Source organism: Streptomyces sp. ADMS (assembly GCF_033441795.1).
Lineage (GTDB): Bacteria > Actinomycetota > Actinomycetes > Streptomycetales > Streptomycetaceae > Streptomyces.
Window position 1 is genome coordinate 21,845 of sequence record NZ_JAVFVX010000076.1, and the last position, 16,181, is coordinate 38,025.

General features: G+C 69.3%; 14 protein-coding genes. 8 read left to right on the top strand and 6 right to left on the bottom strand.

The genetic code is table 11. The features are described from left to right. The first annotated feature begins 105 nt into the window (after positions 1-105). The 3 genes from RB628_RS27875 (at position 106) to RB628_RS27885 (ending at position 2,424) form a co-directional block, all read left to right on the top strand. The gene (locus RB628_RS27875) at positions 106-765 is read left to right on the top strand and encodes a cell division protein SepF (protein ID WP_318323276.1); all 660 of its coding nucleotides are present in this window, start codon (positions 106-108) and stop codon (positions 763-765) included. Positions 766-851: 86 nt separating this feature from the next. Next, positions 852-1,136 (top strand): YggT family protein, encoded by a 285-nt coding sequence (locus tag RB628_RS27880; RefSeq protein ID WP_033318070.1) that lies wholly within the window; start codon positions 852-854, stop codon positions 1,134-1,136. Between the two features lie 46 nt (positions 1,137-1,182). Then, positions 1,183-2,424 (top strand): DivIVA domain-containing protein, encoded by a 1,242-nt coding sequence (locus tag RB628_RS27885; protein ID WP_318323277.1) that lies wholly within the window; start codon positions 1,183-1,185, stop codon positions 2,422-2,424. A 155-nt stretch (positions 2,425-2,579) separates the two neighbouring features. Here RB628_RS27885 and ileS read toward each other — a convergent pair whose 3' ends face one another. Beyond that, the gene (gene ileS, locus RB628_RS27890) at positions 2,580-5,771 is read right to left on the bottom strand and encodes an isoleucine--tRNA ligase (protein ID WP_318323278.1); all 3,192 of its coding nucleotides are present in this window, start codon (positions 5,769-5,771) and stop codon (positions 2,580-2,582) included. Between the two features lie 580 nt (positions 5,772-6,351). Here ileS and RB628_RS27895 point away from each other — a divergent pair. The 4 genes from RB628_RS27895 (at position 6,352) to RB628_RS27910 (ending at position 9,336) form a co-directional block, all read left to right on the top strand. After that, positions 6,352-7,185 (top strand): TraR/DksA family transcriptional regulator, encoded by an 834-nt coding sequence (locus tag RB628_RS27895; protein ID WP_318323279.1) that lies wholly within the window; start codon positions 6,352-6,354, stop codon positions 7,183-7,185. Positions 7,186-7,285: 100 nt separating this feature from the next. Then, the gene (gene lspA / locus RB628_RS27900; protein WP_318323280.1) at positions 7,286-7,858 is read left to right on the top strand and encodes a signal peptidase II; all 573 of its coding nucleotides are present in this window, start codon (positions 7,286-7,288) and stop codon (positions 7,856-7,858) included. Positions 7,859-7,924: 66 nt separating this feature from the next. Next, positions 7,925-8,869, top strand: coding sequence for an RluA family pseudouridine synthase (locus tag RB628_RS27905; protein WP_318323281.1), 945 nt, complete (start codon positions 7,925-7,927; stop codon positions 8,867-8,869). Next, on the top strand, positions 8,866-9,336 hold the full coding sequence (locus tag RB628_RS27910; protein WP_318323282.1) for a GNAT family N-acetyltransferase: 471 nt from the start codon (positions 8,866-8,868) through the stop codon (positions 9,334-9,336). The genes RB628_RS27905 and RB628_RS27910 overlap by 4 nt, the downstream gene beginning before the upstream one ends. Positions 9,337-9,486: 150 nt before the next feature. On the opposite strand, the gene RB628_RS27915 is transcribed toward RB628_RS27910, so the two are convergent. After that, positions 9,487-10,602: a mechanosensitive ion channel family protein gene (locus RB628_RS27915; RefSeq protein WP_318323283.1), complete on the bottom strand. Its 1,116-nt coding sequence runs from the start codon at positions 10,600-10,602 to the stop codon at positions 9,487-9,489. 159 nt (positions 10,603-10,761) lie between these two features. Here RB628_RS27915 and RB628_RS27920 point away from each other — a divergent pair, with 159 nt between their 5' ends. After that, positions 10,762-11,331 (top strand): dienelactone hydrolase family protein, encoded by a 570-nt coding sequence (locus tag RB628_RS27920; protein ID WP_318323284.1) that lies wholly within the window; start codon positions 10,762-10,764, stop codon positions 11,329-11,331. Positions 11,332-11,368: 37 nt separating this feature from the next. Here RB628_RS27920 and RB628_RS27925 read toward each other — a convergent pair whose 3' ends face one another. The 4 genes from RB628_RS27925 to RB628_RS27940 form a co-directional block, all read right to left on the bottom strand. Further along, on the bottom strand, positions 11,369-13,042 hold the full coding sequence (locus RB628_RS27925) for an alkaline phosphatase D family protein (RefSeq protein ID WP_318323285.1): 1,674 nt from the start codon (positions 13,040-13,042) through the stop codon (positions 11,369-11,371). A 135-nt stretch (positions 13,043-13,177) separates the two neighbouring features. Beyond that, positions 13,178-14,026, bottom strand: a complete 849-nt coding sequence (locus tag RB628_RS27930; protein ID WP_318323286.1) for a thioredoxin domain-containing protein — start codon at positions 14,024-14,026, stop codon at positions 13,178-13,180. Between the two features lie 106 nt (positions 14,027-14,132). After that, complete coding sequence (locus tag RB628_RS27935; RefSeq protein WP_318323287.1) at positions 14,133-14,822, bottom strand: hypothetical protein; 690 nt, start codon at positions 14,820-14,822, stop codon at positions 14,133-14,135. Between the two features lie 81 nt (positions 14,823-14,903). Then, the coding region (locus RB628_RS27940) for a DUF2252 domain-containing protein (protein WP_318323288.1) at positions 14,904-16,181 on the bottom strand (1,278 nt) is incomplete at its 5' end.

Consider the following 16,181-nt stretch of genomic DNA (forward strand, 5'->3'; position numbering starts at 1 on the left):
CAGAAAATATGGTCATTACCGCCGAAAGGCGGTCATAACGACCTCGTGGATCGTGGGCACTTGGCATTCGTCAGTCGATCCACCACAGAGCGGAGGACTCAGAGCATGGCCGGCGCGATGCGCAAGATGGCGGTCTACCTCGGCCTCGTGGAGGACGATGGGTACGACGGCCGGGGATTCGACCCCGATGACGACTTCGAGCCCGAACTCGACCCGGAACCCGAGCGCGACCTGCGGCGGCGTGAGCCCTCGCATCAGCAGCACGGTTCGCACCAGTCCCACCAGTCTCACCAGTCCCAAAGGGACGAATCGGTACGAGTGGTACAGCCGCCCGCACCACGTGATCCGATGCCGCATTCCGCTTCGCTGGGCGCTGAATCCGGGCGTCCGGCGCGGATCGCGCCCGTGTCGTCCATCACACAAGAACGTCAAAGCCTGGAGAAGAACGCACCGGTGATCATGCCCAAGGTCGTGTCGGAACGAGAGCCTTACCGGATCACCACACTCCACCCCCGGACCTACAACGAGGCCCGTACCATCGGGGAACACTTCCGTGAGGGCACGCCTGTGATCATGAATCTCACTGAGATGGATGACACGGATGCGAAGCGACTTGTCGACTTTGCGGCCGGTTTGGTGTTTGGTCTTCACGGCAGCATCGAGCGGGTGACGCAGAAGGTGTTCCTGTTGTCGCCTGCTAACGTCGATGTCACGGCGGAGGACAAGGCCCGCATCGCAGAGGGCGGGTTCTTCAACCAGAGCTGAGACGCACGACCGGAAACAGCAGTAACAAGGCATTACCAACAGCGGTACCCAGCAGCATGGAAACAGGGGAGAGGGAAGCACGGATCATGAGCGTGGTTCTGGATGTCGTCTACATCGCGCTGATGTGCTTTCTCATCGTGCTGATCTTCCGGTTGGTCATGGACTACGTCTTCCAGTTCGCCCGCTCATGGCAGCCAGGCAAGGCGATGGTGGTCGTTCTGGAGGCCACCTACACTGTCACTGATCCACCGCTCAAGCTTCTGCGGCGGTTCATCCCGCCGTTGCGTCTCGGGGGCGTGGCGCTCGACCTGTCCTTCTTCGTACTGATGATCATCGTCTACATCCTGATCTCCGTCGTGAGCCGGCTGTGAACGATACGGTCTTGCCGAATGCCGACGACTACGTTGAGGTGAAGAGATGCCATTGACCCCCGAGGATGTGCGGAACAAGCAGTTCACGACCGTCCGCCTCCGAGAAGGCTATGACGAGGACGAGGTCGATGCCTTCCTCGACGAGGTTGAAGCCGAACTGACCCGCCTGCTCCGCGAGAACGAGGACCTGCGCGCCAAGCTCGCCGCAGCCACGCGCGCCGCTGCCCAGAACCAGCAGCAGGGCATGCGCAAGCCTCCGGAACAGCAGGATCAGCAGCAGGGTATGCAGCAACAGGGCATGCCCCAGCAAGGCATGCCGCAGCAGGGGATGCGAGGCCCGGGCGGCCCGGTGCCCGCCGGCATATCGGGCCCGCCGCAGCAGATGGGTGGCCCCATGGGTGGCCCGCCCCAGCTGCCCAGCGGTGCGCCGCAGTTGCCCGCCGGCCCCGGTGGCCAGGGCGGCCCGCAGGGTCCCGGTTCGATGGGCCAGGGCCCCATGGGTCAGGGTCCGATGCAGGGGCAGATGGGCCAGGGCCCGATGGGTCAGGGTCCGATGCAGGGGCAGATGGGCCAGGGCGGTATGCCTGGCCAGATGCAGCAGATGCCCGGTCAGCAGATGCAGGGTCAGATGCAGCAGATGGGCGGCCCTATGGGCGGCCCCCCGCAGATGGGCGGCCCCGGTCAGGGTCCGGGTGGCGACAGTGCCGCGCGCGTTCTCTCGCTGGCCCAGCAGACCGCCGACCAGGCGATCGCCGAGGCTCGTTCCGAGGCCAACAAGATCGTCGGCGAGGCCCGCAGTCGCGCCGAGGGCCTGGAGCGCGACGCCCGCGCCAAGGCCGACGCCCTTGAGCGGGACGCTCAGGAGAAGCACCGCGTCGCGATGGGCTCCCTGGAGTCCGCTCGCGCCACGCTGGAGCGCAAGGTCGAGGATCTGCGCGGCTTCGAGCGCGAGTACCGCACCCGCCTGAAGTCCTACCTGGAGTCGCAGCTGCGTCAGCTGGAGACCCAGGCCGACGACTCCCTGGCTCCGCCGCGCACTCCGGCCACGGCCTCCCTGCCGCCGTCCCCGGCGCCCTCGATGGCTCCGGCCGGCGCCGGTGCCCCGTCGTACGGAGGCAACCAGGGTATGGGTGGTCCCGGCCCGGCTGCCCCGTCCTACGGCGGCCAGCAGCAGATGTCCCCGGCCATGACCCAGCCCATGGCTCCGGTCCGGCCGCAGGGCCCGTCCCCGATGGGTCAGGCTCCCTCGCCGATGCGCGGCTTCCTGATCGACGAGGACGACAACTGACGGCCTTTAGTACGCCTTAGGCGTCGTCGGCGTTCAGGGCGGGGCCCCGGATTTTCTTCCGGGGCCCCGCCCCTTTTGCGTGGCGGTGACACTGAGGGCCCGGTCCCGCCAAGCAGCTTGGCGGGACCGGGCCCTTGTACGTGTTGTGCCCGCCGTTACGCCTTGCGCAGACGGAACGTCAGCGAGAGGCCCTCGTCCGTGAAGGGGTCCCCGTAGGTGTCGTCCGCCTCACCCTGTCCGAAGTCCGTTGCCAGGACCTCGTCGGCGATCAGGCCGGAGTGCCCGGTCAGGGCCGCGCTGACTGCCGGGTCCGTGGACGTCCAGCGGAGCGCGATGCGGTCGGCCACGTCGAGGCCGCTGTTCTTGCGGGCCTCCTGGATCAGCCGGATGGCGTCACGGGCGAGGCCCGCCTGACGGAGCTCCTCCGTGATCTCCAGGTCGAGGGCGACCGTCGCACCCGAGTCCGACGCCACCGACCAGCCCTCGCGCGGGGTCTCCGTGATGATGACCTCGTCCGGCGCCAGCGCGACCGTCTCGCCGTCGACCTTCACCGACGCCGTGCCCGCGCGCAGGGCGAGGGACAGCTCGGCCGCGTCGGCGTTCGCGACGGCCTTCGCCACGTCCTGGACGCGCTTGCCGAACCGCTTGCCCAGGGCGCGGAAGTTGGCCTTGGCGGTGGTGTCGACCAACGAGCCGCCGACATCGGAGAGAGACGCGAGGGAGGAGACGTTGAGCTCCTCCGTGATCTGCGCGTGCAGTTCGCGGTCCAGGGTGTCGAAGCCGGCCGCCGCGACCAGCGCGCGCGACAGCGGCTGACGCGTCTTCACACCCGACTCCGCGCGCGTGGCACGGCCGAGCTCGACCAGCCGCCGTACGAGCACCATCTGCTTCGACAGTTCCGGGTCGATCGCGGACAGGTCCGCCTCGGGCCAGGAGGCCAGGTGGACGGATTCGGGGCTGCCAGGGGTCACCGGTACCACCAGGTCCTGCCAGACCCGCTCGGTGATGAACGGGGTCAGTGGGGCCATCAGCTTCGTGACTGTCTCGACGACCTCGTGCAGGGTGCGCAGCGCGGCCTTGTCGCCCTGCCAGAAGCGGCGCCGGGACCGGCGTACGTACCAGTTGGACAGGTCGTCGACGAAGGCCGACAGGAGCTTGCCGGCTCGCTGGGTGTCGTACGCCTCCAGAGCCTGCGTCACCTGGTCGGTGAGCGCGTGCAGTTCGGACAGGAGCCAGCGGTCCAGGACCGGGCGGTCGGCCGGGGCCGGGTCCGCCGCGGAGGGGGCCCAGTTAGACGTACGCGCGTACAGGGCCTGGAAGGCGACCGTGTTCCAGTACGTGAGGAGCGTCTTGCGGACGACCTCCTGGATGGTGCCGTGGCCGACGCGGCGGGCCGCCCAGGGGGAGCCGCCGGCCGCCATGAACCAGCGCACCGCGTCCGCGCCGTGCCGGTCCATCAGCGGGACCGGGTCCAGCGTGTTGCCGAGGTGCTTGGACATCTTGCGGCCGTCCTCGGCGAGGATGTGGCCCAGGCAGACCACGTTCTCGTACGACGACTTGTCGAAGACCAGGGTGCCGACCGCCATCAGCGTGTAGAACCAGCCGCGCGTCTGGTCGATGGCCTCGCTGATGAACTGTGCCGGGTAGCGGGACTCGAACAGTTCCTTGTTCTTGTACGGGTATCCCCACTGCGCGAACGGCATCGAACCCGAGTCGTACCAGGCGTCGATGACCTCGGGCACGCGCGTGGCCGTCTGTCCGCAGTCGCCCTGGGGGCAGGCGAAGGTGACCGCGTCGATGAACGGGCGGTGCGGGTCCAGGTCCGACTGGTCGGTGCCCGTGAGCTGGGTCAGTTCCGCGCGGGAGCCGACGACCGTGAGGTGGTCCTCCTCGCATCGCCAGATCGGGAGCGGGGTGCCCCAGTAGCGGTTGCGGGAGAGCGCCCAGTCGATGTTGTTGTTCAGCCAGTCGCCGTACCGGCCGTTCTTGACCGTGTCCGGGAACCAGTTGGTCTTCTCGTTCTCCTGGAGGAGGCGGTCCTTGACGGCCGTGGTGCGGATGTACCAGGACGGCTGCGCGTAGTAGAGGAGCGCGGTGTGGCAGCGCCAGCAGTGCGGGTAGCTGTGCTCGTACGGGATGTGCTTGAAGAGGAGGCCGCGCTCTTGAAGGTCCTCGGTGAGCTTTTCGTCCGCCTTCTTGAAGAAGACGCCGCCTACGAGGGGGACGTCCTCCTCGAAGCAGCCGTCCGGGCGGACGGGGTTCACGACCGGCAGGCCGTACGCGCGGCACACCTTGAGGTCGTCCTCACCGAAAGCGGGGGACTGGTGGACCAGACCCGTACCGTCCTCCGTCGTCACGTAGTCCGCGTTCACCACGTAGTGGGTGGGCACGTCCGTCGGGCTGGGCCCGTTGGTTCCCTCGCTGACGCTCGGGAACTCGACCAGCTCGAACGGGCGTTGATAGGACCAGCGCTCCATCTCGGCGCCGGTGAAGGTCTGGCCGGTGGGCTGCCACTCCTCGCCGAGCGCCTTGGCGAGCAGCGGCTCGGCGACGATGAGCTTCTCGCTGCCGGACGGGCCCTTCGTCGCCACGACGTAGGTGACGTCGGGGTGGGCGGCGACCGCCGTGTTGGAGACCAGCGTCCAGGGCGTCGTCGTCCAGACGACGAGTGCGGCCTCGCCGGCCAGCGGACCGGAGGTGAGCGGGAAACGGACGTACACGGACGGATCGACGACCGTTTCGTAGCCCTGGGCCAGCTCGTGGTCGGAGAGGCCCGTACCGCAGCGCGGGCACCAGGGGGCGACGCGGTGGTCCTGGGTCAGCAGGCCCTTGTTGAAGATCTCCTTCAGCGACCACCAGACCGACTCGATGTACTCGGGGTCCATCGTGCGGTAGGGGTCGTGCAGGTCGGTCCAGTACCCCATGCGGGTCGTGAGCGCCTCGAAGGCGTCCGTGTGGCGGGTCACCGACTCGCGGCACTTGGCGTTGAACTCGGCGATGCCGTACGCCTCGATGTCCTGCTTGCCGGAGAAGCCGAGCTCCTTCTCGACCGCCAGCTCCACGGGGAGGCCGTGGCAGTCCCAGCCCGCCTTGCGGGCCACGTGGTAGCCGCGCATGGTGCGGAAGCGCGGGAACACGTCCTTGAAGACGCGTGCCTCGATGTGGTGGGCCCCCGGCATGCCGTTCGCGGTGGGTGGGCCCTCGTAGAACACCCATTCGGGGCGACCCTCGGACTGCTCAAGACTTTTGGCGAAGATCTTCTGCTCGCGCCAGAGGTCGAGCACGGCGTGCTCAAGGGCGGGCAGGTCGACCTGGGCGGGCACCTGGCGGTACGTCGGCGTTGTCATCAGCGAGCTTCCTCCGGCGGACTTTCTGCCTTCCGTCGGAGGGACGAGAGCCGGAATTCTCCGGACGCCGTGTACGGCGTACTCCCGCGGTACCACCCTCCTTGGCTCCCCGGTACGTCGTACGCACCGATGAGCCCCCTCATTGGGGTCGCGATACCGGGTCTACTCACCTTGGCTGTCCTGCTCGCCTCGCTGCGGCTTTCTTCCGGCGGCTCCGGGGTGATCTTCGCGTCGCGCTCACCCCCGGGCTTCCACCGTCCCCGGGTCGCTCTGGGCTGCGTACGCCGCTACTCGTCCCCATCCATGCTTCTCGCTCCGCCCAGTGTACGGCGACCCACGGACGGCGGCCGACCGGATATCCGGACCACCCGAATGGCGAAGGGCGGGTGTCCGGATTCCGGGACGCGCGGCTCTGCGGATTACCCGGCGGGGAGCTGGGCACAACGCTTGCAGGCTCGCCCGGCGGGACCCACGGGGTGGGCGAATCGGGTGGCGTGCCCCGTTGCCGCGGGACTCAAGTCGATTTATCGTCCCAGCACGATTCGCGAGCAAGATCAGAATAGGTGAAGGGGCCGCGGCCATGGTGGCGAAAAAGACCGCCGTACAGCAGTCGGCGTCCAGTAGATCGACTGGATCCACGGCTCCGGGGGCCTCCAGCGGTGGCAAGGGGGCCGATGCGAAGAAGAGCGCTCTGAAGAAGAGCGCAGTGAAGAAGACGGCGGCTGCGAAGACGGCGGTCACGGTCGCGAAGGCGGTGGCCAAGAAATCGGCGGCCAAGAAGGCCGTCGCGAAGAAAGCCGTTGGGAAGAAGGCCGCCGGCTCCACAGGAACCGCTGCTCAGGGCGGCCCCGGCAAACGCACCTCCACGAAGAGCACGGCCAACAAGGCGGGCGCGGCCGAGGCCGCGAAGACGACGGGAGCCACGACGGTGGTTGCGAAGAAGACTCCTGGTACGGCCACAGCGGCGAAGAAGCCCAGCGCGGTACCCAAGGCACGGATCGTCGCCGCTGCGGCACCCGGCGAACTCGCCGTGCGCCCCGGTGAGGATCCATGGACCCCCGAGGAGGTGGCGGAGGCACGCGCCGAGCTGCAGTCCGAGGTGCAGCGGCTGCGCGCCGAGATCACGTCGTCCGAACAGTCGCTCGTGGGTCTGATGCGGGACTCCGGGGACGGCGCGGGCGACGACCAGGCGGACACCGGCACCAAGAACATCACGCGCGAGCACGAGATGGCGCTGGCGGCCAACGCGCGCGAGATGCTCGTCCAGGACGAGCGGGCCCTGGAGCGCCTGGACGCGGGCACGTACGGCCTGTGCGAGAACTGCGGCAACCCGATCGGCAAGGCACGTATGCAGGCCTTCCCGCGCGCGACACTGTGCGTCGAGTGCAAGCAGAAGCAGGAACGGCGCTACTGACCGGTCGCGGATTGCCCGCCGTGTGCCTCCTGCACTCCTGTGTGCCAGGAGGCGTGTCGTACTCTCGTCCTCAGTCAGGAACCTAGGTTGAGGGACTCACGTGGCAGAGGCGGAGCGCATCATCGGTACGCCGGACATCCCAGACGCGGCGGGAGCCGGGTCGGAGACGCCGGAGGAGCGGCCCCGGGGCAAGCGCCGGATCTTCGTGCTGTTCACGGTCGCCTCGCTGGCGTACGCGCTGGACCTCGTCAGCAAGATGATCGTGGTGGCCAAGCTGGAGCACCACGCGCCGATCGAGATCATCGGAGAATGGCTGCGGTTCGAGGCGATCCGTAACGCGGGCGCCGCATTCGGCATGGGCGAGGCCTTCACCATGATCTTCACGGTGATCGCTGCGTCCGTGATCGTCGTGATCGCCCGTCTGGCCCGCAAGCTCTACAGCCTGCCCTGGGCGATCGCGCTCGGTCTGCTGCTCGGTGGCGCGCTGGGCAATCTGACCGACCGGATCTTCCGCTCGCCGGGCGTCTTCGAGGGCGCGGTGGTCGACTTCATCGCGCCCAAGCACTTCGCGGTCTTCAACCTGGCCGACTCGGCGATCGTCTGTGGCGGCATCCTGATCGTGCTGCTGTCCTTCAAGGGGCTCGATCCGGACGGGACCGTCCACAAGGACTGAGGACCTGAGGGGGGTTTGTCCACAGGCACGGTCGGGGGCTCCGGGCCAGTCCGGCATACTCGACGGGTGAGCACGATTCCCGAGATCCGTAACCTGCCCGTGCCGGACGGCCTGGAGGGCGAGCGCGTCGACGCCGCCATCTCCCGGATGTTCGGCTTCTCCCGTACGAAGGCCGCCGAGCTGGCCGCGGCGGGGAAGGTCACGATCGACGGTTCGGTGGTCGGCAAGTCGGAGCGGGTGCACGGCGGGGCCTGGCTCGAGGTCGAGATGCCGCAGGCGCCCGCACCCGTGCAGGTGGTGGCCGAGCCGGTCGAGGGCATGGAGATCGTGCACGACGACGACGACATCGTCGTGATCGTCAAGCCCGTCGGCGTGGCCGCGCACCCGTCGCCCGGCTGGACCGGGACGACCGTCATCGGCGGCCTCGCCGCCGCCGGATACCGCATCTCCACCTCCGGTGCCGCCGAGCGCCAGGGCATCGTGCACCGGCTCGATGTCGGCACGTCCGGCCTGATGGTGGTCGCGAAGTCGGAGCGCGCGTACACGTCGCTGAAGCGCCAGTTCAAGGAGCGCACGGTCGACAAGCGCTACCACACGCTGGTCCAGGGCCACCCCGACCCGATGAGCGGCACCATCGACGCGCCCATCGGCCGGCACCCCAACCACGACTACAAGTGGGCGGTCACGGCCGAGGGCAAGGCGTCCGTCACGCACTACGACCTCATCGAGGCGTTCCGCGCGGCCTCCCTGCTCGATGTGAAGCTGGAGACCGGCCGCACCCACCAGATCCGCGTCCACATGGCTGCCCACCGGCACCCCTGCGTCGGCGACCTGACGTACGGGGCGGACCCGACGCTCGCCAAGCGACTCGGCCTGACCCGCCAGTGGCTGCACGCGGTACGCCTTGGCTTCGAACATCCCGGGGACGGGACGTGGGTCGAGTTCGAGAGCACTTACCCGGACGATCTGGCGGGCGCCCTGGAGAGGGTTCGCGAGGAGACGTACGCATGACCCCGCCGTCGTACGTGGTGCGTGTCGCCGAGGATCCCGCCGACCGCGAGGCCTGCTTCGCGGTGCGCAAGGAGGTCTTCGTCGCGGAGCAGCGGGTGCCGGAGGATCTGGAGTACGACGAGTTCGACGCGGGCGCGCTGCATGTGCTGGCCGTCCGCGAGGACGGGGTGGCGCTCGGTACGGGGCGGTTGCTGTACGGGGAGGCGGCGGTCGGGCGTACCGGCGGTGACCTGTCCGTGGGTTCGCTGGGACGGCTGGCGGTGCGGAAGGAAGCACGGGGGCTGGGAGTCGGGGTCGCGCTGGTACGGGGGATCGAGGAGGCGGCTCGGGGGCTGGGGCTTGTCGCCGTCGATCTGCATGCGCAGACGGCCGCGGCGGGGTTCTACGAGCGGCTCGGGTATGCGGGATATGGAAACGAGTTCCACGAGGCGGGTATCGCGCATCTTGCGATGCGGCGCTCTTTTTGAGGGTTTTCTCCCACCCGGGCACCGCCCGTGGCGAGTCCGCCGAGAGGTGGGCCTCGCCTCTGTGCGGGTGCTCCTCGTCGGCGGCTTTCCCGCCGCGGGCAGGCGGGCGGTCTCAGCCTCGGCCGGCACTCTCTCCGTGCGTTGAGTGCCTCAGGCCCGGCCGCTGGTCCTGGGCGCTTCGTGGGCCCTGCGTGGTCCTCCGTCCTGGAAGCGGCGTGCGGCCTCGGTGCCCGGGGGCAGGGCCGCGTCCGCCGTGTTGACCCGGGGGAGCGCGTACGGGTGGTGCTCGGCCAGCCAGCGGACCATGCCCTCGCGGACATGCACCCGGACCTTCCAGACGTCGTCCGCGTCCTTCGCCGTCACCAGGGCCCGTACCTCCATGGTGCTCGGCGTGGCGTCCGTGACGCACAGGTCGCAGGCGCGGCCGTCCCAGGCGGGGCACTCGCGCAGCAGATCGCGGAGCTTCTCCCGCATCGCCTCCATGGGGGCGGTGTGGTCGAGGTGCCAGAAGATGATGCCGGTCATCTGGGCGCCGCCCCGCGACCAGTTCTCGAAGGGTTTCGAGGTGAAGTAGGAGACGGGCATCGTGATGCGGCGCTCGTCCCAGGTGCGCACACTCAGGAACGTCAGCGTGATCTCGTCGACCGTGCCCCACTCGCCGTCCACCACGACCGTGTCGCCCAGGCGGACCATGTCGCCGAAGGCGATCTGGAACCCCGCGAACATGTTGCTCAGCGTCGACTGGGCCGCCACACCTGCGACGATGCCCAGGATGCCGGCCGACGCCAGTAGTGAGGCGCCGGCCGCGCGCATCGCCGGGAACGTCAGCAGCATCGCCGCCACCGCCACGACGCCCACGATCGCTGCGACCACCCGCGTGATCAGCGACACCTGGGTACGGACCCGGCGGACGCGGGCCGGGTCGCGGTGGACGCGGGCGAAACGGGTGAACGAGGTGTCCACGATCGCCGCCGCGATGCGTACGATCAGCCAGGCCGTCGAACCGATCAGCACCAGCGTCAGGGTTCGGCCGACGGTGACCTGGTGCTCCTGGAGCAGATCGGCCTGTTTGTAGGACCCTCTGAGCAGCGCGGCGCACAGGACGAGCTGGTAGGGCACGCGGCCCCGGCGCAGCAGTCCCCACAGCGGAGTCTCGGTCTGTCGCTCGTCCGCCTTGCGCAGCAAGCGGTCCGTGGCCCAGCCGATGAGCAGCGTGAGCACGACCGAGCCACCGAGGACGATCAGCGGGCGCAGTACGTTCTCCATGCCGGAGAAGGTAACCGCAGAAGGGCGGTCATGAACATGTGACCCCGGGTGGGCTGGCACACACGGCGATGTCCGGGCCGCGGGCCTCTGCCGGTGCAGCTGTTGTCAGCGGGGGCTTGTCAGGGGGTTGTTGTCAGTGTTGGCTGGCACGATGTCCTCATGAACGTCATGCTCTTTCACTCGGCCTATGGGCTTCGCCCCGCTGTGCGCGCCGCGGCGGACCGGCTGCGGGCGGCCGGACACGAGGTGTGGACCCCCGATCTCTTCGACGGGCACACCTTCGAGACCGTCGAGGAGGGCAGGGCCTTCAAGGACGCCATAGGCAAGGACGAGCTGCTCAAGCGGGCGATCCTGGCCGCCGCACCCTACTCGGGGCGGGGTCTGGTGTACTCGGGGTTCTCCTTCGGCGCCGCGACCGCGCAGACCCTCGCGCTCGGCGACGCCAAGGCCCGTGGCCTGTTGCTGCTGCACGGCACGTCGGACATCGCGGAGTCCGCGTCGGTGGACGAGCTGCCGGTCCAGCTGCATGTGGCCGAGCCGGACGCGTTCGAGACCGACGACTGGCTGGGCTCCTGGTATCTCCAGATGGGCAAGGCGGGCGCCGACGTGGAGATCTACCGGTACGCCGGAGCCGGGCACCTCTACACCGACCCCGGCCTGCCGGACTACGACGAGGAGGCGGCCGAGGCCACCTGGCGGGTGGCGCTCGGCTTCCTCGACAGTCTGTAGGGCAGACGGTCATCGGTTTCCGGCGGTCCGGGGCGGTCTACACCGGGTCGTACGTCCGTTCCATCTTCTGTGTGCCGCTGAGCGTGCGGTACGAGCGCCACCAGGCCGACGTCGCGTTCGTCTTCGTGCGGTCGGAGAGCACGTAGTAGTCCATCTGCGCGCGGTCGGCGGTGATGTCCAGGACGCCGTAGCCGTGGCGGTCGGTGTCGACCCAGTGGACGTGCCGGTTGGCCGCGCGGATGATCGGCGCGGCGAGCGCGGTGACGGTGCCCTCCGGGACCTTGAGGAGGTCGTCGAGGTTGTCGGAGGTGACCGACGTGACGACGAACTCCGTGGCGGCCGAGGAGGACAGTGGGTAGGTGCCGGCGTCCACAGGCACGTCGTTGGCCCAGGCCATGTGGATGTCGCCGGTCAGGAAGACGGTGTTGCGGATCGCGTTGGCGCGGAGGTGGGCGAGGAGTTCACGCCGGTCGTCCGTGTAGCCGTCCCACTGGTCGGTGTTGAGGGCGAGGCCCTCCTTGGGCAGGCCGAGCAGTTCGGCGAGCGGCTTCAGGAGGCCGGCGGTGAGGGAGCCGATGGCGAACGGCGAGATCATCACCGAGTTCCCGACCAGCCGCCAGGTGGTGTCCGAGGCCTTCAACCCCGCCTTCAGCCAGTCCAGTTGGGCCCGGCCGGTGATCGTACGCTCCGGGTCGTCCACCGAACCGCTGCCCGTGGCCACCTGTTGCGAGCGGAAGGAGCGCAGGTCGAGGAGGGAGAGGTCGGCGAGCTTGCCGAAGCGGAGGCGCCGGTAGGTGGTGCCCGCGATCGCCGGGCGGACCGGCATCCACTCGAAGTACGCCTGTTTCGCGGCGGACTGACGGGCCGGCCAGGTGCCCTCCGCACCCTCGGTGTGGTTCTCGGCGCCGCCCGACCAGGTGTCGTTGGCGAACTCGTGGTCGTCCCAGATGGCGACCACCGGGGCTGCCGCGTGCAGGGCCTGGAGGTCGGCGTCCGTCTTGTAACGCCCGTGCCGTACGCGGTAGTCGGCGAGCGTGAGGATCTCGTGAGTGGGGGCGTGCGGGCGTACGACGGTGTCGCGGGTGCCGTACTCGCCGGTGCCGTACTCGTAGATGTAGTCGCCGAGGTGCAGCCAGGCGTCCAGGTCGCCGCGGGCCGCGAGACGGCGGTACGAGGAGAAGTGGCCGGCCTCCCAGTTGGCGCAGGAGACCACGCCGAAGCGCAGGCCCGTCACCGCGGCGTCCGCGGCGGGCGCGGTGCGGGTGCGGGCGGCGGGGGAGTCCGCGCCGCCGGCCGAGAATCGGAACCAGTAGTCCGTGGCGGGCGCGAGGCCGCGGATGTCCGCCTTGACCGTGTGGTCGGTGGCGGCCGTGGCGGTGGTCGAGCCCTTGGAGACGACGTTCGTGAACGCCTTGTCGAGGGCGACGGTCCAGCTCACCTCGGTGTCCGGGCCGAGCCCGGACCCGGGTATCCCCTCGGCGGTGGGCGTCACACGCGTCCACAGCAGGACACCGTCCGGCAGCGGATCGCCGGAGGCGAGTCCGTGCAGGAAGGCGGGGGCCTCGGCAGCGGCTCGGGCGGGCAGCGCGGCGGCCAGCGGACCGGCCAGTACGGCGGTGGCCGCGGCGGCCTTGACGACCGTACGGCGGCGTGGGGCGAGGGAGTTGACCCGGGCGCCCGTGGACTCGGAGGAAGAACTTCGACTCGTCACGGGCGCTGAGATTACTGATCAGTAAGCCGGTAGGGCGGGCGAACGTCAAAAGTTCGCCCGCTCTTCGGCTGATAGTCCACCGGGACCGGGCGGCGGACCGTACGACGGACGCTCCGTCGCCCCCGGAACCGCTGCTCAGGCCTTCAGTGCCGCCTCGATCGCCGTGGTGAAGTCGGCGGCCGTCATGGGCGCGCTCTCACTGTTCGGGGCCGTGAGCTTCTTGCCGTCCATCACCAGGCTCGGAGTGCCGTTGACGCCGTCCTCGTTGGTGTTGAACGTCTGGGACATCGCCAGCGCCCAGGCGTCGAACGTGCCGTTCTTGACGGCGTTCTGGAACTTCGTGTTGTTCTTGAGCGCGCTGACCGTGTCCGCCACCTCGATCAGGTAGTCGTCGCTCTTGAACTTGTCGTCCGTCTCCTCGGGGTGGTACTTCGCCGAGTAGAGCGCGGTCTTGTACTCCAGGAACGCCTCCGGACTCACGTTCAGTGCGGCGCCCATGGCGCTCATCGCGTTCTTGGAGCCCTCGCCGCGAGAACCGATCTGGATCTTCCCGTTGTCGTCGGTGTCGCCGTCGAGGAACGTGCCACCGATGTACTGGACCTTGAACTTGCCGGCGTCCAAGTCCTGCTTGAGGGTCGGGCCGACCGTCTGCTCGAACGTGGCGCAGACCGGGCAGCGCGGGTCCTCGTACAGCTTGAGGGTCTTCTTGGCGGTGCTCTTGCCGATGACCACCGTCGTGCCGTTCGTGCCGGTGGTGTTGGCCGGCGCGACGACCTTCGCGTCTCGCGCCGCGTCCCAGTGGCCCGGCTTGTTGTTCTGCACGACCGCGTAGCCGATGCCGCCGGCGATCGCGAGGACACCGACGACGGCGCCAGCCACGACGACCTGCCGCTTGACCTTGTCGCGCTTGGCCTGGCGCTCCCGCTCCTCGCGCAGTCGTTCACGGGCCGCGCTCTTGGACGCCTGGCTGTTCCGCTTGCTCATGCTGGTGATCTCCCTGGGGAACGCGTACGCGTCGTAGGCGTCGTACGCGGAGGTGAATGAGGGGACGCGCCGGTGCTCGGACGTCGTCGCCCGGACGAGTTGTCGCTCAGGCGAAGGCGAGCGGACTCGGCGGTCCTCGTCGCCCCAGGGAGTGCACGAACAGGCGCGTACGGGGCGTGGCGATGTGCTGTGCCGGCCGCGGCAGGCGGCGTACCGCCGGGGCGGACCGGACCGTCACCGAGGCGACGGCCAGCAGCAGCGGGCGGAAGGTGGAGGCGGTGAGCGCGCCCAGCAGCTGGGCCAGCGCCCGTTCGCCCCGGCGCAGCCAGGCGGCGGCCAGCAGTCCGACGCCCACGTGCACGGCCAGCAGCAGCCAGGCGGTCTGTGGGCCCGCGTGGGCGAGCAGCGCCGCCACCCGGTCGGTGTCGGTGACCGCCACGCGGGCCAGCGGGGTGCCCACGCCGTCGCCGGCGCACAGCACGTCGAAGCCGACCGAGCGCAGGGGGCCCGCGACCGGGCCGCCCGCGCGGCCGTAACAGACCGTCTGGCCGGTGGTGAAGACCGTGTCGGCGGCCAGCTCCAGCGGGATCAGCAGAGCCGCGATCCGGGCGAAGCCGCGTTCCCGGCCGGCCAGCACGTACGCGACGACGAAGACGGCGGCGGCGATCACGGCCACCGTCGCCATCGGCAGCGGGACCCGGGACAGCAGCACGTGCGACGCGCTGCTGAGCGTCACGACGAGTGCCGTGAACAGTGCCGCGCGTACGGCTCTGAGGTGGGTCCCGGATATGTCCATAGCGGGGAAGAGTGTGTCATGGACTCCCGTAAGAGGTCCCTAAAAAGTCCCTGTGAGGCGACACACCGTCCGGAGAGGTGTCTACAGGCCCGGAATCCGGCCGTTGCGGAACAGGTCCACGAAGATCTGGTGGTCGCCACGCGCGCGTGCGCCGTACTCGTGGGCGAAGTCCACCAGGACGTCCGCGAAGCCCGCCTCGTCGGCCGCGATCGCCGCGTCGATTGCCCGCTCCGTGGAGAAGGGCACCAGGGACTCGCCGGACTGGTCGTCCGCCGCGGCGTGCATCGTGGCCGTCGCCCGGCCCAGGTCGGCGACGACGGCCGCGATCTCCTCCGGGTCGTCGATGTCGCCCCAGTCCAGGTCGACGGCGTACGGGGACACCTCGGCGACCAGCTGGCCGCGGCCGTCCAGCTCGGTCCAGCCCAGCCACGGGTCGGCGTGGTCCTGGAGGGCGCGCTGCGAGATCACCGTGCGGTGACCCTCGTGCTGGAAGTAGCCGCGGATCGCCGGGTCGGTGATGTGCCGTGAGACGGCCGGGGTCTGGGCCTGCTTGATGTAGATCACCACATCGTTCTCCAGGGCGTCCGTGGCGCCCTCCAGAAGGATGTTGTACGAGGGCAGCCCGGCCGAGCCGATACCGATGCCGCGACGGCCGACGACGTCCTTCACCCGGTACGAGTCCGGGCGGGTCAGTGACGACTCGGGCAGTGTCTCCAGGTAGCCGTCGAAGGCGGCCAGCACCTTGTAGCGCGTGGCCGCGTCCAGCTCGATGGAGCCGCCGCCCGGCGCGAAGCGGCGCTCGAAGTCGCGGATCTCCGTCATCGAGTCGAGGAGCCCGAACCGGGTCAGCGAGCGGGCGTCGCGCAGCGCGTCCAGCAGTGGCCCCTGGGCGGTGTCCAGGGTGAACGGCGGCACCTCGTCGCTCTTCGCGCCGGTCGCGAGGGCGTGGACGCGCTCGCGGTACGCCTCCGCGTACGTCCGCACGAGTACCGTGATCTGCTCGTCGGAGAGCGCCTTCGCGTACCCGACGAGGGCCAGCGAGGCGGCGAGGCGCTTGAGGTCCCAGGTGAAGGGTCCGACGTACGCCTCGTCGAAGTCGTTGACGTTGAAGATCAGCCGGCCCTGCGAGTCCATGTACGTGCCGAAGTTCTCCGCGTGCAGGTCGCCGTGGATCCACACGCGCGAGGTGCGCTCGTCCAGATACGGTCCACTGGCTGGATTCCCGCCGCTCCGCCCGGCGTTCTCCGCCTCCAGGTCGTGGTAGAAGAGGCACGCCGTACCTCGGTAGAACGCGAACGCCGAGGCCGCCATCTTGCGGAACTTCACGCGGAACGCGGCCGGATCGGCGGCCAGGAGCTC

Excerpts from the sequence above, each read along its gene's own strand:
- RB628_RS27885 (WP_318323277.1), top strand. The coding sequence starts at position 1,183 with ATGCCATTGACCCCCGAGGATGTGCGGAACAAGCAGTTCACGACCGTC.
- RB628_RS27915 (WP_318323283.1), bottom strand. The coding sequence starts at position 10,602 with ATGGAGAACGTACTGCGCCCGCTGATCGTCCTCGGTGGCTCGGTCGTG.
- RB628_RS27880 (WP_033318070.1), top strand. The coding sequence starts at position 852 with ATGAGCGTGGTTCTGGATGTCGTCTACATCGCGCTGATGTGCTTTCTC.
- RB628_RS27875 (WP_318323276.1), top strand. The coding sequence starts at position 106 with ATGGCCGGCGCGATGCGCAAGATGGCGGTCTACCTCGGCCTCGTGGAG.
- RB628_RS27910 (WP_318323282.1), top strand. The coding sequence starts at position 8,866 with ATGACCCCGCCGTCGTACGTGGTGCGTGTCGCCGAGGATCCCGCCGAC.
- RB628_RS27920 (WP_318323284.1), top strand. The coding sequence starts at position 10,762 with ATGAACGTCATGCTCTTTCACTCGGCCTATGGGCTTCGCCCCGCTGTG.
- RB628_RS27935 (WP_318323287.1), bottom strand. The coding sequence starts at position 14,822 with ATGGACATATCCGGGACCCACCTCAGAGCCGTACGCGCGGCACTGTTC.
- RB628_RS27895 (WP_318323279.1), top strand. The coding sequence starts at position 6,352 with ATGGTGGCGAAAAAGACCGCCGTACAGCAGTCGGCGTCCAGTAGATCG.
- ileS (WP_318323278.1), bottom strand. The coding sequence starts at position 5,771 with ATGACAACGCCGACGTACCGCCAGGTGCCCGCCCAGGTCGACCTGCCC.
- RB628_RS27930 (WP_318323286.1), bottom strand. The coding sequence starts at position 14,026 with ATGAGCAAGCGGAACAGCCAGGCGTCCAAGAGCGCGGCCCGTGAACGA.